General features: G+C 47.7%; 12 protein-coding genes, 1 tRNA gene and 3 rRNA genes. 7 read left to right on the forward strand and 9 right to left on the reverse strand.

Features of this window, described 5'->3' with window-relative positions; all coding sequences use genetic code 11:
* The first annotated feature begins 32 nt into the window (after positions 1-32).
* Positions 33-1,190 carry an MFS transporter gene (locus HQQ92_RS19540; protein ID WP_173248738.1) on the forward strand — a complete coding sequence of 386 codons (1,158 nt, stop codon included), beginning with the start codon at positions 33-35 and terminating at the stop codon, positions 1,188-1,190.
* A 261-nt stretch (positions 1,191-1,451) separates the two neighbouring features.
* The gene (locus HQQ92_RS19545) at positions 1,452-2,153 is read left to right on the forward strand and encodes a pseudouridine synthase (protein WP_173247830.1); all 702 of its coding nucleotides are present in this window, start codon (positions 1,452-1,454) and stop codon (positions 2,151-2,153) included.
* A 163-nt stretch (positions 2,154-2,316) separates the two neighbouring features.
* Here the strand turns inward: HQQ92_RS19545 and HQQ92_RS19550 are convergent, their stop codons facing one another.
* On the reverse strand, positions 2,317-3,813 hold the full coding sequence (locus HQQ92_RS19550) for an SO_0444 family Cu/Zn efflux transporter (RefSeq protein WP_173247832.1): 1,497 nt from the start codon (positions 3,811-3,813) through the stop codon (positions 2,317-2,319).
* 2 nt (positions 3,814-3,815) lie between these two features.
* Positions 3,816-4,316, reverse strand: coding sequence for a Zn(2+)-responsive transcriptional regulator (gene zntR, locus HQQ92_RS19555; protein ID WP_131524203.1), 501 nt, complete (start codon positions 4,314-4,316; stop codon positions 3,816-3,818).
* Positions 4,317-4,668: 352 nt separating this feature from the next.
* Here zntR and purH point away from each other — a divergent pair, with 352 nt between their 5' ends.
* The 4 genes from purH (at position 4,669) to HQQ92_RS19575 (ending at position 11,448) form a co-directional block, all read left to right on the forward strand.
* Positions 4,669-6,267 carry a bifunctional phosphoribosylaminoimidazolecarboxamide formyltransferase/IMP cyclohydrolase gene (gene purH, locus HQQ92_RS19560; RefSeq protein WP_131524202.1) on the forward strand — a complete coding sequence of 533 codons (1,599 nt, stop codon included), beginning with the start codon at positions 4,669-4,671 and terminating at the stop codon, positions 6,265-6,267.
* Positions 6,268-6,337: 70 nt separating this feature from the next.
* Positions 6,338-7,636: a phosphoribosylamine--glycine ligase gene (gene purD, locus HQQ92_RS19565; protein ID WP_173247834.1), complete on the forward strand. Its 1,299-nt coding sequence runs from the start codon at positions 6,338-6,340 to the stop codon at positions 7,634-7,636.
* 177 nt (positions 7,637-7,813) lie between these two features.
* Entirely contained in the window at positions 7,814-11,050 is a 3,237-nt protein-coding gene (locus HQQ92_RS19570) for an ImpA family metalloprotease (RefSeq protein ID WP_173247836.1), read from the forward strand.
* A 170-nt stretch (positions 11,051-11,220) separates the two neighbouring features.
* On the forward strand, positions 11,221-11,448 hold the full coding sequence (locus HQQ92_RS19575; protein ID WP_105250390.1) for a hypothetical protein: 228 nt from the start codon (positions 11,221-11,223) through the stop codon (positions 11,446-11,448).
* A gap of 18 nt (positions 11,449-11,466) precedes the next feature.
* Here HQQ92_RS19575 and HQQ92_RS19580 read toward each other — a convergent pair whose 3' ends face one another.
* From HQQ92_RS19580 to hemE, 3 genes are all read right to left on the reverse strand, one after another.
* Positions 11,467-12,270 (reverse strand): SDR family oxidoreductase, encoded by an 804-nt coding sequence (locus HQQ92_RS19580; protein ID WP_113941707.1) that lies wholly within the window; start codon positions 12,268-12,270, stop codon positions 11,467-11,469.
* Positions 12,271-12,345: 75 nt separating this feature from the next.
* Entirely contained in the window at positions 12,346-14,925 is a 2,580-nt protein-coding gene (locus HQQ92_RS19585) for a bifunctional diguanylate cyclase/phosphodiesterase (RefSeq protein ID WP_105250392.1), read from the reverse strand.
* A 416-nt stretch (positions 14,926-15,341) separates the two neighbouring features.
* Complete coding sequence (gene hemE / locus HQQ92_RS19590) at positions 15,342-16,406, reverse strand: uroporphyrinogen decarboxylase (protein ID WP_006079904.1); 1,065 nt, start codon at positions 16,404-16,406, stop codon at positions 15,342-15,344.
* 457 nt (positions 16,407-16,863) lie between these two features.
* Here hemE and rsd point away from each other — a divergent pair, with 457 nt between their 5' ends.
* Entirely contained in the window at positions 16,864-17,343 is a 480-nt protein-coding gene (rsd, locus tag HQQ92_RS19595; RefSeq protein ID WP_105250394.1) for a sigma D regulator, read from the forward strand.
* A 495-nt stretch (positions 17,344-17,838) separates the two neighbouring features.
* Here rsd and HQQ92_RS19600 read toward each other — a convergent pair.
* The 4 genes from HQQ92_RS19600 to HQQ92_RS19615 all read right to left on the reverse strand — a co-directional run bounded on the left by HQQ92_RS19600 (position 17,839) and on the right by HQQ92_RS19615 (position 23,019).
* Positions 17,839-17,915: transfer RNA gene (locus HQQ92_RS19600), tRNA-Asp, on the reverse strand.
* A gap of 36 nt (positions 17,916-17,951) precedes the next feature.
* Positions 17,952-18,067: ribosomal RNA gene (rrf, locus tag HQQ92_RS19605) — 5S ribosomal RNA — on the reverse strand.
* Positions 18,068-18,206: 139 nt separating this feature from the next.
* A 23S ribosomal RNA gene (locus tag HQQ92_RS19610) occupies positions 18,207-21,116 on the reverse strand.
* Between the two features lie 362 nt (positions 21,117-21,478).
* A 16S ribosomal RNA gene (locus HQQ92_RS19615) occupies positions 21,479-23,019 on the reverse strand.
* The 16S, 23S and 5S rRNA genes sit together here with 1 tRNA gene alongside, the layout of an rRNA operon.
* Positions 23,020-23,512 lie beyond the last annotated feature (493 nt).

The following is a 23,512-nucleotide window of genomic DNA, read 5'->3' on the forward strand; positions in this document are numbered from 1 at the left end:
TTGTCTGTTTTCGGAACCGCCCGTGGAAAAAAATTGCCTTAACTCAGTCGGCTCAAAAGCCCAGCCTTTTCGTCCCCGTAGCAGGGTTAAGTTTGTTTGCTTTGGCATCAGGCTACTTGATGAGCTTAATCCCACTGTCGCTCACTTTTTTCGAACTCAGCACCTCACTTGCTCCATTACTGGCCAGTATTTTTTATTTAGGTTTATTACTGGGGGCGCCTTGTATTGCTCCTGTTGTTGCCCGTATCGGCCACAGTAAAGCCTTTATCCTTTTTTTGAATATCCTTCTTTGCAGCGTTGTCGCTATGATATTAATCCCCAAAAGTGGAGTCTGGTTAGCCTCTCGACTTATAGCGGGATTTGCGGTTGCAGGGATTTTTGTGGTTGTTGAATCATGGCTATTAATGGCCGATACCCAAAAGCAACGCGCTAAGCGGCTTGGACTTTATATGACAGCGCTTTATGGAGGCACTGCCTTAGGACAATTAGCCATTGATTATTTAGGTACAAAGGGCAATCTACCTTACCTAGTGATCATGGGATTATTAGCCGCGGCAAGTTTACCCGCGCTACTGGTAAAACGCGGTCAACCTCAGGTAAGCGAACAACAATCAATGTCATTGTCTGCGCTAAAAAACCTAAGTCAGCCTGCCATTATGGGATGTTTAGTCTCTGGATTATTGCTTGGCCCTATCTATGGTTTACTTCCCATCTATGTGGCACTGGATATGGGGCTTGATCAGCAAACAGGACAATTTATGGCCCTCATCATAGTGGGTGGCATGCTGGTACAACCTTTAGTCAGTTATTTATCTCCTCGAGTTAACAAAAGTGGCTTGATAGTAAGCTTTTGCCTACTGGGTGTCGCAGCATTATTACTGCTCACTCAGCATTCAAATATGACGCTGATTATTGGATTTCTCTTGCTTGGCGCCAGCGCTTTTGCCCTTTACCCGATTGCAATCAGCTTAGCTTGTGACGACTTGCCTGCTAGCCAAATTGTTTCAGCGACTCAAGTGATGCTACTGAGCTATTCGGTGGGGTCAGTAATAGGCCCATTAGTTGCCAGCAGTTTTGGCCAAACGGAGTTCGGCTTACTCATTTATTTAGGAATATGCTGTATTCTGAGCAGTATTTACATTTTTGCTCAATTACTTATTAATACTAAGCCAAGTTTTTCCTCGCCTTAACAAGTCCCATAAAATACATTGCACTGCGACTCAATAAGCAGCCACTTAATGAACGACATGCTCATCGAGTGGCTCAAATAGAAAACATCTGCGGTCAAATCAACACAAAACGAACAGCAAAATGCTCCACAAAGGTCATAACGTTAAAAATCAGTACGCTTAGTTTTAACATTCAGACAGGGCAGTTGCTTATCCTCCCTAAGTCGCGATAATGCAGCTTACTTAAACACCTGTGCTGATTGTTTTTCCTGAGATTTAACTATGCGCCTCGATAAATTCCTCTGTAAAAGCACAGATCTTGATCGCAAAGCCGCAAAAGTCACCATTCTTAGCGGCTCAATCACAGTCAATGGCGCTATCGCGACAAACTGTGCGATGCAAGTGCATGAAAATAATACTGTCAGCCTTAATGGAAAGCCGCTAGCGCCACGCCCATCTCGCTATATCATGTTGCACAAACCTGCTAATACCTTGTGCTCAAATGTGGATGGAGCCTACCCTTCGCTATTTCATCTGCTCAATATCGATCGCGCATTTGACCTGCACATCGTTGGCCGCCTAGATGCTGATACCACAGGCTTAGTGCTACTGACTGATGATGGCCGCTGGTCGTTTAATATTATCTCGCCTCAATATCAGTGCGAAAAAATCTATCGTGTTCAACTGCGAGATCCACTCGACAGCGAAGCGACTGCAGCCATAGCCGCAAAGTTTGCCGCTGGGCTAAATCTACAGGGCGAAACTGCCCTCACTCTGCCAGCAACACTGCAGCAAGTGGATGAAAAAACCGTGCTACTCACGCTCACCGAAGGCAAGTTTCATCAAGTCAAAAGGATGTTTGCCGCCGTGGGCAATAAAGTGGTTGCCCTACACAGGGCGCAAATTGGCGCAGTGGCCTTAGATATCGATGTAGGGAAATGGCGCAACTTAACCTTGGCGGAGATAAGCTCCTTCACATCCTAATTGATTAACAAGGCTGAAGCCGACAGGCCGCCTACGTTTATCGACGTTAAAAAAGCAAACAAATACTGATAGGTTTGCAAATCAATCCCATAAAAAATCCCAGTGTTAGCAACAACACTGGGATGTTTATTTGTTTGATACTGCTTAGCGGAATATGAATCGACTAAGAACAGCAATCGTTGCGGCGAACCCAGCTTCTTGGGATCTTCTCAAAAACCACTTTTGCCATGAGTAACGCCAACAATATGCCAGAGGTTGCCACTAACCATTGAGGTAACATTTGGTGCTCTTCACCAATTTGTGGCATCACCACAAAACCAAAGGTATTAACCAGATAATTGACCAACATACCGGCCACTAAAGCCACGCCAATCACACCGCCAAGGTAGCCCCACAGCGCACGTTTACCTAGCTCTTTAGCCACTATGCCTAAAGTCGCGATATTGGTTGCCGGACCTGCCATCATAAACACGAGTACAGCACCCGGTGACACACCCGCCAATAATAATCCAGCGGCAATCGGTGTCGATGCGGTCGCGCAAATATACATAGGCACAGAAACGAGCACCATCACTAGCATAGCCAGAATGCCATCGCCCCATTTAGCCAAAAAGTCAGCCGGCACATAGGTTTGTACCAGAGCTGCGAAAAATAAGCCCACCAGCAGCCACAGCGTAGTATCACGCACTAAATCCGTTGCCGCATATTTAAGGCCAATTCCGATACGACTGAGTACCGATTGCGACTTAAATTCAGTCGCCATATCTTGAGTAGAGGCACAGCAGCTATCGCCTGCAGTGTTAGTACTCACCTGCTCTGCATCCTTAGCACTGCCACCACAGCAAGCGCCTTTTTTCACCACCACTATTTTTTCAGGCTCTGTGGTTTGGCTGCCACAACATGACCCCACGCTTTCTGCTTTAGCAGCGTTAACCTTAACCACAGAACCCATAGTTTGAGCAGATCCCATGGTTTGACCGCCAACAGCCATAACACTTGAAGAACCTGCCATTAAGCTCTGCGCCGCCATAGGCGTCATTTTGATCTTCGGCTTTGGCTCGGCTGCAGGTGCATCAACACTGTCATTACCACAGCAGGAAGACTTTACGGGCGTTATCGTAGGCGTAGTCGATGAGCAGCAGCTTTTAACCGCTTCGGCTTTTACCATCTCTGGCTGAGCCACTGATTTTGAGGCGCAGCAAGACGCCTCACCCTCTAATGGCTTATCTGATTGAGTTTCTACCTTAACCACTGACTTACCATCGTCATCATCGCGGCCAACGAGTAAGCCCGCCACAATCGCACTGGTAATCGCCGCAATCGGTCTGACGATCGCCATAAAGGGGCCAAGTAACACATAAGAAACCGCGATGGAATCGACGCCCGTTTCAGGGGTTGAGACTAAAAAGGAGGTGGTGGCTGCTTTAGAGGCACCAGAACGGCGCAGTCCAACTGCTGCGGGAATAACGCCACAAGAACACAAAGGTAAAGGTGCGCCAAGCAGCGCCGCTTTCACTACAGTTTTAAAACCGTGACCACCGAGCTGCTTTTGCATCCACGCCATTGGCACGAATACTTTTAATAGCCCAGCTAAAATCAGGCCTAGTAACAGCCAAGGCGCCGAGTCTAAAAACAGATCAATAAAATTCTTCAGTAACATAATTAATTCCCTGACTCTTCATAAATGGCTTTGCCGTGATGATTCTGATGCGCTTGGTACTGATTTACATTATGAGAGTGATGCTCAACGCGTACCCGCTCAGTGCTGGACTCCAACGCCTCTAAAATAGAGCAATGTTCGGCGCTACGTGGCCCACCACAACAGGCATCAGACAAGCTTTGTAAACTCGCTTGAAAATGATTCAGCTCAGCAATTTTGGCCTGTACTTGAGCCAATTTACAATCAACCATGCCTTTTACATCGGCACAGACTCGGTTAGATTTATCGAGTTCAATTGACAGCAATTCACTGATTTCATTGAGGGTAAACCCCACAGCTTTCGCCCGTAAAATAAAGCGTAATCGCGCAGCATCGGCCTCGGTATATACTCGATAGCCAGACTCAGTACGGCTCGACGGCGCGAGTAGGCCGTGCTTCTCGTAGAATCTTAACGTGTCGGCTTTCACTTCACACAAATCCGCCAGCTCACCAATACGATACATGTCTTCATCCTTTGCGAAATAGCCCACAACTCAGGGATCATTTCCAGCATACAACTCAATAATGCAAGTATAAACCTTGGAGCCTACTCCAAGGTCAAGAGGTAATTTTAACTTTACTGAAAGCCAACACAGCAATGCCGCTTTGTTCTGATATGAATATTGTGAAATCACGCAGAAAAAACACCCGTAAATCGAGTTTTACGCTAGAATACGCGCGCTGTGACGAAGGGATAAAAAGTTAGCTAATAAAGTAAAAATAGGACCAAGGGACTTTTGGAAAGCAGTGCAGCGTTAAGGCTGTTCTGTTTTCCGAAAGATCCTTGAAACTAAAATAACTGGACCCTGTACCCAAATGACTGCTGCAAATAATGCCAGACCCATTCGTCGCGCGCTGTTAAGCGTTTCAGATAAAACCGGAATTCTCGAGTTCGCCAAAGCACTTCACGCCCAAGGTGTGGAACTGTTATCAACTGGCGGCACTGCTCGCCTGTTAGCGGATAACGGCGTGCCTGTTATCGAAGTATCTGATTACACAGGACACCCTGAGATCATGGACGGTCGCGTTAAGACGCTGCACCCTAAAGTGCACGGCGGCATTTTGGCGCGCCGCGGTCTTGATGAAAGCGTGATGGCCGATAACAATATCAATGCCATCGATCTAGTTGCGGTTAACCTTTATCCCTTCGCTGAAACTGTGGCTAAAGCCGGTTGTACCTTAGAAGACGCTATCGAAAATATCGATATTGGCGGCCCAACTATGGTGCGCGCGGCGGCAAAAAACCACAAAGACGTTACCATAGTCGTTAATGCGGCCGATTACGATCGCGTACTTGCAGAAATGACGGCTAACAATGGCAGCACGACCCATGCGACACGTTTCGACTTAGCGATTGCGGCCTTTGAGCACACTGCGGGTTACGATGGCATGATCGCCAACTACTTCGGTACTATGGTTCCTGCACACAGCACGGACGAATGCTTTGCTGATTCTAAGTTCCCACGCACGTTCAACACCCAATTAGTGAAGAAACAAGACTTACGCTATGGCGAAAACAGCCATCAAGCGGCGGCTTTCTATGTTGACACTAAAATTGATGAAGCTTCTGTGGCTACCGCGATTCAGTTGCAAGGCAAAGCCTTGTCTTACAACAACATTGCCGATACCGATGCCGCTCTTGAGTGTGTAAAAGAATTCTTGGAACCCGCCTGTGTTATCGTTAAGCACGCTAACCCCTGTGGTGTGGCCTTAGGTAAAGACTTGCTCGATGCCTATAACCGCGCTTATCAAACTGACCCAACCTCAGCCTTCGGTGGCATTATCGCCTTCAACGGCGAATTAGATGCGGCGACGGCGAGTGCGATCGTTGAGCGTCAATTCGTTGAAGTGATTATCGCCCCAAGCGTCAGCCAAGCGGCGCGCGATGTGGTTGCCAAGAAAACCAACGTGCGTTTATTGGAATGTGGTCAGTGGAATACTAAGACCCAAACCTTAGACTACAAACGTGTTAACGGCGGCTTACTGGTGCAAGATCGCGACCAAGGTATGGTCGGTTTAGAAGACATTAAAGTTGTTTCTAAACGTCAACCTACTGCAAGCGAGCTGAAAGACTTAATGTTCTGCTGGAAAGTGGCGAAGTTCGTTAAATCTAACGCCATCGTTTACGCCAAAGACGGCATGACTATCGGTGTCGGCGCTGGCCAAATGAGCCGCGTTTACAGCGCTAAAATCGCCGGCATCAAGGCTGCCGATGAAGGTTTAGAAGTGGTGAACTCTGTCATGGCATCCGATGCTTTCTTCCCCTTCCGTGACGGTATCGATGCCGCAGCGGCTGCGGGCATTAGCTGCATCATCCAACCGGGTGGCTCAATGCGCGATGCTGAAATCATCGCAGCAGCAGACGAGCACGGCATGGCCATGGTGATGACAGGCATGCGCCACTTCCGTCATTGATAACAACTTAAATCAAACTTGGCCCTAGCGATTAGGGCCTTTTCCTTTGCGATGTGTGGGAGTTTTAACCATGAAAGTGTTAATCATTGGTGGCGGCGGCCGCGAACATGCCCTAGCTTGGAAAGCCGCTCAATCGGCTCAAGTTGATACCGTTTATGTAGCACCCGGCAATGCGGGCACAGCCCTAGAACCTAATGTTGAAAATCTGGCGATCAGCGCCACCGACATCCCTGCTCTGCTCGATTTTGCGAAAACCAATAAGATTGAACTGACCATAGTCGGCCCAGAAGCGCCATTAGTGATGGGCGTAGTTGATGCATTCAACGCCGTAGGTTTAGCGATTTTTGGCCCAACTAAGGCCGCAGCCCAACTCGAAGGTTCAAAAGCCTTCACTAAAGACTTTTTAGCCCGCCACAATATTCCTACGGCGGGTTATAAAAACTGCACTGAAATCAGCGATGCCAAAGCTTTCGTGCGTGAATTAACGGCCACAACAGGTTATCCAGTGGTCATCAAAGCTGACGGTTTAGCCGCGGGCAAAGGCGTGATCATCGCCCAAAACCAAGCCGAAGCCGATGCCGCAATTGATGACATGCTCGCCGGTAACAAGTTTGGCGAGGCGGGTTCGCGCGTAGTGATTGAAGAGTTTCTCAAGGGCGAAGAAGCCAGCTTTATCGTGATGGTCGATGGTAAAAACATTCTGCCAATGGCCACCAGCCAAGATCATAAAGCCCGTGATAACGGCGACTATGGTCCAAACACGGGCGGCATGGGCGCTTACTCGCCAGCACCTGTGGTAACCCAAGCGGTACACGATTGGACTGTGACAAACGTGATTCGCCCAACGGTTGATGGCATGGCGGCAGAAGGCAATATCTACACAGGCTTTTTGTATGCTGGCTTGATGATATCACCCGATGGCAGCGCCAAAGTGCTCGAGTACAACTGCCGCTTCGGCGATCCAGAAACTCAGCCGATTATGATGCGTTTAAAGTCAGACTTAGTGGAACTCTGTTTAGCGGCCACCCGTGGCGAGTTAGATAAAGTGACCGCTGAATACGACGAGCGCGCAGCCGTGGGTGTGGTATTGGCTGCTGGCGGTTACCCAGATGAGTATCGCAAGTTTGATGTGATTGACGGTCTCAGCCTTGGCGATAACAATGGCAAAGTGTTCCATGCGGGCACTGAGATGAAAAACGGCCACGTCGTTACCAACGGCGGTCGCGTATTGTGTGCGACGGCACTGGGTAACACCGTCACCGAAGCGCAAAAAGCCGCCTATAAATTGGTTGATGAAATTCACTGGGATGATGTGTATTTCCGTACCGATATTGGTTATCGCGCAATCGCACGTGAACAGCAAGATTAATTAATATCTCTATTAAAAAACCGGCAAGAAGCCGGTTTTTTTGTGCCTGTTTTTTGACAAGCGTCAAATATAACATCATGATTTTCAATAAAATTATATAATTAATTCTATTGAAAACAGGAGCAACAAGATACAATGTCAACCAAATGTTAAATACACAAAGTTCAAGGACTCCCCATGAGGATTAGACTACTTTATGCCTACATTGCCATACTGCTTAGCGGATGCGGTGGCGGCTCAGAAGATGCTGGAACGACCACACCACCCACTCAGCCGCCAGTCCAACCTCCCGCGCTGGTACAATACACCGCCAGCAGCCTATCGGTAATAGGTGGCGCACTGAGCCCAAGCAGCCAAAAAGTGGAGTCTGGCAAAAGCGCTATTTTTAGCATTACTGCCGATACCGGCTTTACGCTTGAGGGCATTACTGGCTGTGGTGGCACGCTCAATGTGCTGACTTACACCACTGCGGCCATGACGGCCGATTGCACTATCACGCCGACATTTATCAGTAATGCCGAAAATGCCATTAAACACCAAGACCACAGGCTTGCCAGTGCGAGTGAGTTAATTGATTTCAGCACCGCCGAACTCGCTAATATCGACATCAAACGTAAAGCCCAGATAAATCAGCTATATCAAGGTGTCGGTAGCAGCATCTCTTGGCATCCAACCCATGACTCAATTACCTTTTCGAGCTTTATGCCGGAGAACACTTTTACAGTCTTGCCATCAAATGTCGATGGCAGTGGGGCAAGCGCCGTTCGTGGGTTAGTGATGGCGGGCGAGCAACAGGGGCAAAGATATGCGGCCATGGGAGGAAATCTATTTTCCGTCAACACTTCGGCGCAAACTGATACTTTATTGAAAAACCTTTTAGGCTGGCTGACCAAAGGTGCCGATAAAACCGACGGCCTCAGCATAGTGACCGCCCAAATGCCGAGCAAGGCTGACAGTTGGTACTTTCCCCATAATGAAGGGATCCGCACTTGGCTCACAAACAACTACCCCGCAGCCCATAGCATTAATACAGCAAATACCTGTGACTACAGCGAGTTAAGCAACTGTATCAACACACTGAAACCGGATCTGATTATCATTAGTGACATAGACCGTCAGTCACTCGGTTTTGCAGGCATAAAAGCCGCGATCGCTAAGGCCAAAGCGGCAGGAATTCCCTTGTTACTCTCTAACTACTGGCGTAATGAAAGCCCAATACTGTCGCCACTTTACCTTGAGATGGGGCTTTCTACCTCTGGCAATTACTGGTCAAAACTCAATACCAATAACCTCAGTGTGACCGACATTTTGGTCGAAGACACCGCCCTGACCAAAGTGAATAATTTGCTCGGTAAGCTTAACGAAGGCCGCTTCGACACCTCAGTACTCAACGACTGCGGCGGTAATTACTTGAGCTGTAATGCTGCCGCCTTTGTTGACTCATTCAAGGCGGGTGCCGATTGGTATCGAGCCAATGCTGAAACCTTAGATAACCATGCTATCGATGTGTTTACCAAAGCAGACTTCCCCTTGATGAAGGCCGGACTGCTGCTCGCCGATAAGTATCGCAGCGAGATTGACTACCCCATAGCCTACAGCGAATACGCCCAGTGGCAGCAGGCCCTGTTTGCCGATTGGACCGTCAGCTATGCCCGTAGCCATAACTTAGCCCAGCCAGATTTAGGTGAATATGTTACCGACAGAGCTAACCTCAGCAAGGGCAGCAATGCACACTACGCTTATCCTGCGACTGTCACTGAACGTAAAACCATTAGCGTGCCCTATGCAGGCCAATGGACGACCACAGGCTGGTATGCGCTGCCAGGACAAACCATTAAACTGACTCGTCTCGATAGCAGCGCTGCAAATGTGGAGATCAAACTCAACTACCACAGACGCAATACTAACCGTGCCTATGAGCAGAAAATCTACCGCGGTCCATTGGAGTTGGCGCAGCAACGCCTGCGCTTAGCTCAAGGACAAAGTCTTGAATTTTCTTCCCCCTACGGCGGGCCGATTTATCTGTATATCAGTGGTGATACTTCGAGTACTGATGGCGGCGCGTTAAGTGTCGAAGTCAGCGCTGAGCATGTGGCTAAACATCCGACCATTATGGATTTTTCAAACCCTGCAGAAATAGCAACCTTTAACGATCGCATCCAAAATACCGAATTACCCCATGTGGACTTGCGCACCGATGGTGCAGAGCAACATCTGCGTCGCGACCGCTTTTTAAACGCCATCGGCGGGGATGTGCCCGATGTAAACGCGCTACTCAAAAGTATTGTCGATGACCATATCAACAGCGTTTACACCCTTGCGGGACTTAAGATCCAAGGCAAGAGCTTAAGTGAATCCTTACCCGCCGATGTGCTAGCGGCCTGCAAAAGACTGTTTGGCGACGACTGTATCGATAATAGTCTGCATACCCGCACTATCATTCAACACGCGAATTATGACCAAAATGCCCAGTGCGGTGGAGGTTGTAGCGGTAACCCTTGGGACGCAGCATGGAATATCGACACAACGGGTTGGGGTGATAACCATGAGTTAGGCCACAATCTACAAACTAACCGTCTCAATGTGCAATATGCTGCGGCAAGCGAGAGTGATAACTGGGCAGGTTATGGCAGCCGCGCAGGGGAAAACTCCAACAATATCTTCCCCTATGTGGTGAAGTGGAAAACCCATTATCTGCGCGACGGCAATACAGGCACAGTGACCGATGGTCACATGAACCACAAGGATCTCTTTTATGTGTTTATGTCCGATGCCGCAGGTACAACAAACACCCGTGGTAAACGCGTAGTGTTTGGCGCCAATTGTAAGGTGCTCGATGCTGGTGAAGACAGATACACTGCGCCTTGGGCCAGCAATGCTTATGCTGTCCATAACGGTTATCGCATGGCGTTTTACATCCAAATGGCGCTTAAGGCTCACGGCATGACACTCAGTGACGGCACCACTCTGAACAATGGCTTTAATCTCTTTACCTTGCTGTATCAACACAGTCGTATTTTCGGTAAATATGCGAATAACGCCAGTGATTGGGAAGCGAATCGTAGCAAACTGGGCTTTAGCCAATTTTCGTTTGAAGGCAATAGTGTCTACGGTGGCAAAACGGTGAAAGATATTCCGGGCAACGACTTTATGCTGGTGTCTTTGAGTCAGCTCACAGGCAAAGATTGGCGCAGCCATTTCGATATGTTAGGCCTGCACTACTCAAGCCTTGCGGCCGCACAAACAGCCGCCAATGCCACATCAGGGGCTATCCCCATGGGCATGTATGAGTTAGAAACCGACTTGCCACCCGCCAATATGAGCCAAGGTTTAACCTTTGTGCCCCTGTCACTCACTGATGGCACTACACAGTGGAAAGGTGTGGGTTCGCCAACCCAGTGCACCAAACCATAAGTGTGCTAAACCTTAATCTCGCTAAGATACTAACGCTATTCATAAACCTCGCTCTGGCGGGGTTTATGTTTACCTGAAAATGTGATGTAAAGCACACACCTAGGTTAAGATGACGTGCACCATTTAGCTTCTTATATTTTTAACAATCATGAAATTAATGGGGTAAATATATGGGTTATTCGATAAAAGATCTTATTTATCAAGGTGAAAAATCAGGCGTACATAACTGGCAAACCCTAGAAGGAGCCAGCTTTTACTGGCATCCAGATTGGTTTCATATTGCAGAGGATATGACGGGCCATAACGCGACTGTGACTATCGATATCGATGGGGACAAAGCGACCCAAAGTGAGGCAGAACAATCAATCATTAAGCATCTCAATAAGAGTGGCAAATAGCTTGTAGTGGCAAAAATTTTAGTGCCCGGAGGCGATCGCCCTACGGGCAATTTTGTCGATTAAGCCTGGCGCAATCAGCTTAAGCCAACGCCCCAAACGACCGCGAAGTGAAGTAATCAGTTGACGGCCTCGAGTTGCAATCACTGGCAACATCATATTAGCGCATTGCTCAGCAGTCAGTATCTTAGCTTCCTGCATCGGAGATTTGCCTAAAGGATTACCAGCACCATCGAGGGCACGTTTGTGAATTTGTGACACTACAAAATCGGGGCAAATAACAGTTACGGCCACATTATCATCCACTAATTCAATCCTCAAAGAATCGAAAAAGCCAATCACAGCATGTTTAGAAGCGGCATAACCGCTGCGAGTAGGAACGCCCGTTAATCCAGCGACTGACGCCACAACCACCACTTGGCCTTTACTGGCTTTCAAGTGCGGTAACGCGGCATGGGTTAAATACGCAGGACCAAGATAATTCACCCGCATTATGTCTTCAAGCACCGAGAGCTGAGTCAGTTCATCAAAACGTGACCACATAGTCATGCCAGCATTGTTAATCAAAATATCGAGATGGCCATAATGCGCAACTGCAGCTTCAACTAAGGCTTCACACTGTTCTGGGCTGGAGACATCGGCGGCAAACACAAAAGGAGGCGGACCATAATTAGCGATTTCTAAAGCGAGTGAGGCGAGACGTGTTTCATTACGCGCACTGAGCACTAGTTGGCAGCCCATTCGCGCCATTGCCACGGCGAGCGCCCGACCAATACCTTCTGAGGCACCCGTGATGATCACGACCTTGCCAGTGAGTCCATCCATAGTCATTCCTTTGTTATCGCTATGTTAATTACGCCTTTTGCTAAATTGGCATAATCACGCTAAAAGCGCAATCCTTCACGCGCGTTGTGCAAGCCTCATCTCATATTGCTCACGATAATTAGCTAAGGGTTGCGGGCGCCCTATCGCATAACCTTGCGCATAATTAATGCCTATGCTCAACAACCTGTCAATAATATCCTGATTCTCAACAAATTCAGCAACAGTCTCGATTCCCATAACCCGACAAACATCCTGAATCGATTTAACGATGGCGTAGTCTTTAGCATTCACGGCGAGGTTCTTAATAAAACAGCCGTCGATTTTGACATAATCCACCGGCAGCTCACGCAGATAACCATAAGAGGCAAAACCACTGCCAAAATCATCCAGTGCAAATGAGAAACCGAGTTTACGTAACTGCTTCAACATTTCCATACCACGATTGCGATTTTGGATCGCGGTGGTTTCAGTAATTTCAAAACAAATACATTGGCTTGGAATATCAAAAATGTGTTGCTGCTGGGCGATATATTCCACCATACCTTCGGCGCCTAAACTATTGCCCGAAAGGTTGATCGAAATACAATGATCAGGCCAAAGCACGGGGTTCAAAGACAACCATAAAAAAGCTTTGCGGATGACTTCTTTATCGATATCTGGCATCAACTTAAAACGTTCAGCGGCGGCTATAAACTGCGCTGGCGCCAAAATGCGGCCACAGGGCTCTTGAATTCGTAACAGAATTTCCATTCGTTGTCGCTGCGGACCACTGCCTAGTCCGCGGATCGGTTGGTAATACAGGATCAACTCGTTTTCTTCAATCGCTTGCGCAATACGTACCGCCCATTTAGGCGCATTTCTTTGGTAGGTGAGCTCTTTATCTTTATCATCGTAAAAATGAATTTGATTAGCCCCCTTAGCTTTAGCGGCAATGCAGGCGATATCAGCGTCTTTTAATAACTCTTGTGCATCAATATAGGGGGCTCGGCCAAAGGCAACACCTATGCTGAGGCCAACTTTATAATTACAGTTTTTATCGTTCAACACTTGCATGGAGACTTGCGCGATCATTTGCTTCAGTAATTGCGCCACAGATAAGGCACTACGATTACAAATCACTAACCCAAACTCATCGCCACCAAGGCGCGCCAATAGCTCCTGTGGCCCAAGACAAGCCTGCATGGCCTTAGCCACCATAGCAAGCATACGATCGCCTGCAGTATGGCCACAGCTGTCGTTAATCAACTTGAATTGCTCCAAATCGAGGTAACAAACGGCGATAGTTTTGGCTGAAGCGGCAAATTGGGGTAACTGCTCATCAAATGCCTGACGGTTTAGCAGCCCTGTAATGCTATCGAAATTTGCCCTTTTTTGTAGCTGGTGTTTAAGCAACTCTTCTTGAGTGATATCCCGCAATACCACGACAGTTCCAACAATTTCTTTATCGTGATTGCGCAGATTGCTGATACTGCGCTCCATAATCCGAGGCGAAGCAGTTAATAGCTTGATTTTCTCGACCTGCGGCGCTGATTCTTCGAGACGAATGCAGGTAAAAACCGCCTGATTCAACTGCTCCCCAGCCTTTAACAGACTCGCAAGGCTCTGACCTATGGCATAGCAACTAGCAACATCGAGAAGCAACTCGGCCCGCGGATTCATATAAATCACGTTGGCATCGACATCGGTCAAAATCACCGCTTCAGCAATGGATTCTAAGGTGATTTTCGCGCGTTCTTTTTGCTGATAAATTCTTGCCAGCAAGCTATTAACACGGCTGGCGAGCACTTCTAATTCTTCATTACCCTCGCTTGTAACGGGTTGATAGACACTGGACATAGGATCGACCAGCGCCAATTGATGCATCAGATTTTTAAAGGGTTTGAGTAAGCCCGAACGCAGCCAAATATAACCAAGACCAACAATAAACACACCAAAGAGAATAAATCCGAGCGATACCCAATCAAGTTGAAATTTAACCTCTCTAAAGGGACCATCGGAAAATAGTACTTGCAGGTAGACAGGCTTATCTTTTAACAGACTTGGAATGTTAATCGCGTCACTGTGCACACCATCAACTGTTGGCGTAACTTCGCGAGAATGGCTCATGCTCACCTTAGTCACCAATAAGGCCTGAGCATATTCCAGTAAGTCTTTATCAGTCAGTTGGCGTACCAGCAGCACAGATTCATTGGGCGCAGAAGCCACGGAAGTAACGACATAAGCATACTTGCCCATCAAATAAGCGCCAGCAACACTGGGCTTATCGGCACTGACAATAGCATTGGCGATTTCTCGTAACTTATCATTCTCAAAGGGACGTTCATTGGGGAAAAAAGGGTGCAATTCACCCTGTCGTAGAATATACCAACTCAGATTGGCTGACATTGAGCTATCGCGCCACGAGGATTCAAGCTTTTTAAGTTGGTCTTCATCTAATTGAGACAAAGGTAAGGCATAAATATTAGTGAGAAAGGTTAAGCGATCTACATCAATTTGAAACTGCTGCTGGATATTGGCAAGCTCACGGTTAGCACTATCTTGACGTAATAGCTCGACGCGATGGTCGTACCAATAACCAAGACAATAGGAGACAATCACCACCGCAGGGAGACAAAAGCCCGCAATAAATACCATTATTTTCTTGCCAATGTGCATCTCTTACCACGGCTTGTTATGACTAAATTGATTGATGGCCTTGCATAATCCTTCACTGCGCCATGCAACATATCTCATTTGCGAATAGTATTAAACATCACTTCGCTTTAGTCGTTGCTAAAGTAGACATTTTCATGCAATTAAAGCAATTTTATACCTTTGATTTAAATTAAAATTTATAAATTAAACGATTATAAGTTTTACTTTTTTATCAAGATAATTCACACATAATCAGTATGTGAATATAGGGAATTCAAGTCGTTGTTTAAAAGTAAGACTCATTAAGCTCGCAGACGATAGAAACCACCGCATACGCTAATCCATAAAGATACCTTCGCCAGAAGCTCCAACGCTATCAAATTCAAATGTCGGATATAAAACAGGCCCGCAAGCGGGCCTGTTTCGCAAACCAAAAATTATTTATGGTATTGCTTTGATTGCGCATGAACCGCCTTGATAAAGGCGCCAGCATGTTCTGGATCGACATGCTGGTGAATACCATGGCCTAGGTTAAATACATGGCCAGTACCTTCACCATAACCCGCTAAAATATGACCAACTTCCTCTTCGATACGTGGAATTGGCGCATACAACATAGATGGGTCCATGTTGCCTTGCAATGCAACTTTATGGCCTACACGACGACGGGCATCGGCAATGTCTACCGTCCAATCCAAACCTAGCGCATCACAGCCAGTTTCTGCCATCGCTTCTAACCACAAACCACCGCCTTTAGTGAACAGAGTCACTGGCACTTTACGGCCATCGGCAAAACGCGTCAGACCATCAATAATCTTCTGCATATAACGCAAAGAAAACTCACGGTAAGCAGAATGCGATAACGCACCGCCCCATGAGTCAAAAATCATCAAAGATTGTGCGCCATTCGCGACTTGAGCATTCAGGTATAAGATCACTGAATCGGCTAATTTATCTAACAGCATGTGTAATGCCATTGGCTCAGCGTAAGCCATCTTCTTAATTTTTTCGAAGGTTTTGCTCGAACCACCTTCAACCATATAAGTAGCTAAGGTCCAAGGTGAACCAGAAAAGCCAATTAACGGCACTGCGCCATTCAGTTCACGGCGAATAGTGCTAACGGCTTTCATCACATAACCCAGCTCATCTTCTGGATCTGGAATTGATAGCTTTTTGATCGCATCGATAGTGTCTGTTGGGCGCTCGAAACGTGGGCCTTCACCCGCCTCAAAATACAAACCTAAACCCATAGCATCGGGCACTGTTAGGATATCGGAAAACAAAATCGCCGCATCGAGATCATAACGACGTAAAGGTTGCAGCGTGACTTCACAGGCAAGCTCATGATTTTTACACAAAGACATGAAGTCACCCGCTTGAGCGCGAGTGGCTTTATATTCAGGAAGATAACGGCCAGCTTGACGCATCATCCACACAGGGGTCACATCGACAGGCTCTTTTAGTAGGGCGCGTAAATAACGATCATTCTTTAATTCTGCCATTGGGCTTGGTTCCTAGTCTTATTGAGATCCGCTGGGTCGGTAGTTTAGCATTTACGCGAATAATGTAACCTTTATGTGCAAATTTATGTGAGCTATTCCCCATCATTGGCGTCGATTTGACCGCATAAACCGGAAAATGTTATCCAGCTAACATACTGCTCATTTATTCGTAACGAAGTCACACTCAGACAGAAAAAAGTTGCGCCGGTTCCCCGCCTTTGGTATAAAAAGTCTGCGCTAGCAAGAACAATCAAGAAGCTCGTCGCATCGAGCCTGCTATAAACTTTACTCGCCCAACGATAGGTTTCTATCGTTGGGCTTTTTATTTGCATTTTTCGATACGAAACAGCTGGTTTGTCCATTTCGTCATTCTCGCAAATTCGCATGAAAAGAGTTGATCGATTAGCAACTTGTCCCTACATTAGAGTTATGTGCTGGCACTTAAATGGAATGCATCATGCTGAGAGAACTCGAAAAAGCAGAACAGAAGTGGGGCGGTTCAAATAAGCTTATTGATCAATGGCTAAAAAACCGTCGAAAACTGTTAGTGCATTACTGCCAAATTGCTGGGCTTCCTCCTTACGGTAAATCAGAAAAATCGCTTCCCTCGTTCGAACATGTTAAATCTTTCTGTGACTTATTAGTTGACTATGTGTCCGAAGGACATTTCGAGGTCTATGATAAAGTCGTTAATGCCTGCAGTGAATATGGCGAATCAAGCAAAACGCTCGCGCAACAAGTATTGCCCAAGATAACGCCAACCACGAATGCAGCATTAGATTTCAACGATAAATATGCGGAAACACAAGACGATTTCGTATTATATCAACTCGATAAAGACCTATCTGAGCTCGCCCATAACATGGAAACACGCTTCGAACTCGAAGATGAACTACTTGAAGTTCTCCATCGCAAACATTCTGAGCACAACCAGTAGTCCTCCTTCATAAGCGCACCTTGCGGCATCTGTGCGCTTTTCTATCCTTTCCCTCAATCGTTTTGAAAATGAAGTAGCATGGCTTTGGGCTACTACAGGAACACGTCCTAGTACCATCAGACAGCAACCGTTTGAATCAAATTAAATCCGATAGAGCAGATGTAGTCATGGCCGAGGCAGCACGCATTGGCAAATCGTTGTTTCAATAGGTATGGCGATATTGTTATGTAATGCTCGATAGCATTAATGTCTTGAGGAGCCACAGAAGATGACTCAGTTGGGCTTTCGGGAATGGATAAACTTTGCTAATTAATAGAATAGGTTTAGCTTTAAAACAAAAAATTCATATTCTGGTAAGGATTTCATCTACATGATGCCCAAGTATGAGGATAACCATGTGCTTCGAGCCCGAAGCATTAGCGTCACTGACACGAATTATCCGCGACGCCATAACGAAAAAAGCCTCATCTTTCGATGAGGCTTATCTCTTAATGTTGGCGGAGCGGACGGGACTCGAACCCGCGACCCCCGGCGTGACAGGCCGGTATTCTAACCAACTGAACTACCGCTCCTTTAGCTTAACGTCTACACGTTAACCTAAATTAGGCGCTTGGCGATGACCTACTCTCACATGGGGAGACCCCACACTACCATCGGCGCGTTTGCGTTTCACTTCTGAGTTCGGGATGGGATCAGGTGGTTCCACAAGGCTATTGTCACCAAGCAAATTCTGTTTATTACCGTGTCCATCTCTGGCTCACGTTAATAATAATTCGGAAAGCTGATTTGCTTTGTTTGAGTTCAAACTTTATCAAGTGTCGATATTCTGTCTAAGTTCGCTTAGCAAAACCCATCTGGGTTGTATGGTTAAGCCTCTCGAGTCATTAGTACATGTTAGCTCAACGCCTCACAACGCTTACACACCATGCCTATCAACGTCCTAGTCTCGAACGGCTCTTTAGAGGAATTAAATTCCTAGGGATGACTCATCTTAGGGCTCGCTTCCCGCTTAGATGCTTTCAGCGGTTATCGATTCCGAACGTAGCTACCGGGCAATGCCATTGGCATGACAACCCGAACACCAGCGGTTCGTCCACTCCGGTCCTCTCGTACTAGGAGCAGCTCCCTTCAATCATCCAACGCCCACGGCAGATAGGGACCGAACTGTCTCACGACGTTCTGAACCCAGCTCGCGTACCACTTTAAATGGCGAACAGCCATACCCTTGGGACCGACTTCAGCCCCGGGGATGTGATGAGCCGACATCGAGGTGCCAAACACCGCCGTCGATATGAACTCTTGGGCGGTATCAGCCTGTTATCCCCGGAGTACCTTTTATCCGTTGAGCGATGGCCCTTCCATTCAGAACCACCGGATCACTATGACCTACTTTCGTACCTGCTCGACGTGTATGTCTCGCAGTTAAGCTGGCTTATGCCATTGCACTAACCGTACGATGTCCGACCGTACTTAGCCAACCTTCGTGCTCCTCCGTTACTCTTTGGGAGGAGACCGCCCCAGTCAAACTACCCACCAGGCACTGTCCCTAATCCCGATAAGGGACCTAGGTTAGAACATCAAAACTACAAGGGTGGTATTTCAAGGACGACTCCATCATGACTAGCGTCACAACTTCAAAGTCTCCCACCTATCCTACACATGTAGGTTCAATGTTCAGTGCCAAGCTATAGTAAAGGTTCACGGGGTCTTTCCGTCTAGCCGCGGGTATACGGCATCTTCACCGCAATTTCAACTTCACTGAGTCTCGGCTGGAGACAGCGTGGCCATCATTACGCCATTCGTGCAGGTCGGAACTTACCCGACAAGGAATTTCGCTACCTTAGGACCGTTATAGTTACGGCCGCCGTTTACCGGGGCTTCGATCATGAGCTTCTCTTGCGATAACCCAATCAATTAACCTTCCGGCACCGGGCAGGCGTCACACCGTATACTTCCTCTTGCGAGTTTGCACAGTGCTGTGTTTTTTGATAAACAGTTGCAGCCACTGGTATCTGCGACTCCCGTCAGCTTAGAGAGCAAGTCTCATCACCAACAGGAGCGTACCTTCTCCCGAAGTTACGGTACCATTTTGCCTAGTTCCTTCAGCCGAGTTCTCTCAAGCGCCTTGGTATTCTCTACCCGACCACCTGTGTCGGTTTGGGGGTACGATTCCCACTAACCTGAAGCTTAGAAGATTTTCCCTGGAAGCATGGCATCAACTACTTCAGTCCCTTAGGACCTCGTCATCAGCTCTCAGTGTGTACATTAAAGTACGTGTCCCCCGGATTTGCCTAAGAACACCACCTACCACCTTAAACGCGGACTACCAACGCCGCGCTAGCCTAGCCTTCTCCGTCTCTCCATCGCAGTTAGCGGAAGTACAGAAATATTAATCTGTTTCCCATCGATTACGCCTTTCGGCCTCACCTTAGGGGTCGACTCACCCTGCCCCGATTAACGTTGGACAGGAACCCTTGGTCTTTCGGCGAGGGGGGTTTTTCACCCCCTTTATCGTTACTCATGTCAGCATTCGCACTTCTGATACCTCCAGCGTGGGTTACCCCTTCACCTTCAACGGCTTACAGAACGCTCCTCTACCGCGCACAGTAAACTGTGCACCCGTAGCTTCGGTGACTAGCTTAGCCCCGTTACATCTTCCGCGCAGGCCGACTCGACTAGTGAGCTATTACGCTTTCTTTAAATGATGGCTGCTTCTAAGCCAACATCCTAGCTGTCTAAGCCTTCCCACATCGTTTCCCACTTAGCTAGTACTTTGGGACCTTAGCTGACGGTCTGGGTTGTTTCCCTTTTGACGACGGACGTTAGCACCCGCCGTCTGTCTCCCGAGTAGTACTCATTGGTATTCGGAGTTTGCAAAGGGTTGGTAAGTCGGGATGACCCCCTAGCCTTAACAGTGCTCTACCCCCAATGGTATTCGCTCGAGGCGCTACCTAAATAGCTTTCGAGGAGAACCAGATATCTCCCGGTTTGATTGGCCTTTCACCCCCCAGCCACAAGTCATCCGCTAATTTTTTCAACATTAGTCGGTTCGGTCCTCCAGTTGATGTTACTCAACCTTCAACCTGCCCATGGCTAGATCACCGGGTTTCGGGTCTACACCTTGCAACTAAACGCGCAGTTAACACTCGGTTTCCCTACGGCTCCGCTATTCGCTTAACCTCGCTACAAAATGTAAGTCGCTGACCCATTATACAAAAGGTACGCAGTCACGGTCTCAAGAACCGCTCCCACTGCTTGTACGTATACGGTTTCAGGTTCTATTTCACTCCCCTCACAGGGGTTCTTTTCGCCTTTCCCTCACGGTACTGGTTCACTATCGGTCAGTCAGGAGTATTTAGCCTTGGAGGATGGTCCCCCCATATTCAAACAGGATGTCACGTGTCCCGCCTTACTCGTTTTCATCAATGGTTAGTTTTCATGTACGGGGCTATCACCCTGTGCCGCTGCGCTTTCCAACGCATTCCACTAACACCCCACTGACTTAAGGGCTAATCCCCGTTCGCTCGCCGCTACTAGGGGAATCTCGGTTGATTTCTTTTCCTAAGGGTACTTAGATGTTTCAGTTCCCCTCGTTCGCCTCGCAACACTATGTATTCATGTTGCGATAACAGCTTATGCTGCTGGGTTCCCCCATTCGGACATCGTTAGCTCAAATGCTTGTTACTAGCTCGCCAACGCTTTTCGCAAGTTACTACGTCCTTCATCGCCTCTGACTGCCAAGGCATCCACCGTATACGCTTAGTCGCTTAACCATACAACCCAAATGAGTTTCACTCACCTGAGTCGCATTGCGACCAGCTTGGTTTTACTTGTCTCACTTCTGACCAAAGAAGTGGACGCGCCTTAGACGTAAACTATTCAATAAAGAATAATTTACTTTTGAATATTCAAGACACTTAATAAAGTGTTTGAGAACTCATGTTCAATGCTTTCGCATTAAACGTTTTGTAATTAATCACATGACAGACTCATGCAATTAAATACTATCAGCTTTCCAAATTGTTAAAGAACAATGCGTACCGGCTCGCGGCGCATTTAGCTCTGACTTCTCCTAAGAGAAGCTAAACAAGCAATCTGTGTGAACACTCAACAAACATTAAGTTAGTCGTATAGGTAAGGAGGTGATCCAGCCCCAGGTTCCCCTAGGGCTACCTTGTTACGACTTCACCCCAGTCATGAACCACAAAGTGGTGAGCGCCCCGAAGGTTAAGCTACCCACTTCTTTTGCAGCCCACTCCCATGGTGTGACGGGCGGTGTGTACAAGGCCCGGGAACGTATTCACCGTGGCATTCTGATCCACGATTACTAGCGATTCCGACTTCATGGAGTCGAGTTGCAGACTCCAATCCGGACTACGACGAGCTTTGTGAGATTAGCTCCACCTCGCGGCTTTGCAACCCTCTGTACTCGCCATTGTAGCACGTGTGTAGCCCTACTCGTAAGGGCCATGATGACTTGACGTCGTCCCCACCTTCCTCCGGTTTATCACCGGCAGTCTCCCTAGAGTTCCCACCATTACGTGCTGGCAAATAAGGATAGGGGTTGCGCTCGTTGCGGGACTTAACCCAACATTTCACAACACGAGCTGACGACAGCCATGCAGCACCTGTCTCACGGTTCCCGAAGGCACTAAGCTATCTCTAGCGAATTCCGTGGATGTCAAGAGTAGGTAAGGTTCTTCGCGTTGCATCGAATTAAACCACATGCTCCACCGCTTGTGCGGGCCCCCGTCAATTCATTTGAGTTTTAACCTTGCGGCCGTACTCCCCAGGCGGTCTACTTAATGCGTTAGCTTGAGAGCCCAGTGTTCAAGACACCAAACTCCGAGTAGACATCGTTTACGGCGTGGACTACCAGGGTATCTAATCCTGTTTGCTCCCCACGCTTTCGTGCATGAGCGTCAGTCTTTGTCCAGGGGGCCGCCTTCGCCACCGGTATTCCTCCAGATCTCTACGCATTTCACCGCTACACCTGGAATTCTACCCCCCTCTACAAGACTCTAGTTCGCCAGTTCGAAATGCTATTCCTAGGTTGAGCCCAGGGCTTTCACATCTCGCTTAACAAACCGCCTGCGCACGCTTTACGCCCAGTAATTCCGATTAACGCTCGGACCCTCCGTATTACCGCGGCTGCTGGCACGGAGTTAGCCGGTCCTTCTTCTGTAGGTAACGTCACAGATATAGCGTATTAAACTACACCCTTTCCTCCCTACTGAAAGTGCTTTACAACCCGAAGGCCTTCTTCACACACGCGGCATGGCTGCATCAGGGTTTCCCCCATTGTGCAATATTCCCCACTGCTGCCTCCCGTAGGAGTCTGGGCCGTGTCTCAGTCCCAGTGTGGCTGATCATCCTCTCAGAACAGCTAGGGATCGTCGCCTTGGTGAGCCATTACCTCACCAACTAGCTAATCCCACCTAGGTTCATCCAATCGCGGAAGGCCCGAAGGTCCCCTCCTTTCCCCCCGTAGGGCGTATGCGGTATTAGCAGTCGTTTCCAACTGTTATCCCCCTCGACTGGGCAGATCCCTAGGCATTACTCACCCGTCCGCCGCTCGCCACCTCAGAAGTAAACTCCCTTGTGCTGCCGCTCGACTTGCATGTGTTAGGCCTGCCGCCAGCGTTCAATCTGAGCCATGATCAAACTCTTCAATTAAAGTTTTGTTGCTTCCGTCTTGCGACTTCAGCGGCTCAATGAATTCTGATTTTTTGTTCCCACTTTAAAGCAGAAACAAACTGTACATATTACTATGAACACTCATTGTTACATTGATTTAAATTTTTGACTGCCAACCCGAAGGCTAAGCAGTTTCGATTAACTCAACACCTGTGAGTGTCCACACAGATTTCTTGTTTTATCTTGTTAAAGAGCAACTCAATATTCGTAAGAGAACTTGAGTACCACACTGAGCGTTGAACGCTTCCAGTTGGCTAGGGCTGCGTATTCTACGCATTTCCCGTTTCGCGTCAAGGAGTTTTTGCAAACTTTCTCAACACTCATCAATCAGTAAACTCATCGATAAACTGTCACACCAGGCTGCTTAACGATGTCTGCCGTGTCAGTGGATGCGCATTATAGGCAGCAGAAGATTTTGTGCAACCCCTATTTTAAGGAAATTTGCAGTTAATTCTAATTATCTAATCTAGCC

The sequence above is a fragment of the Shewanella sp. DC2-4 genome (assembly GCF_013248875.1).
Taxonomy (GTDB): domain Bacteria; phylum Pseudomonadota; class Gammaproteobacteria; order Enterobacterales; family Shewanellaceae; genus Shewanella; species Shewanella oncorhynchi.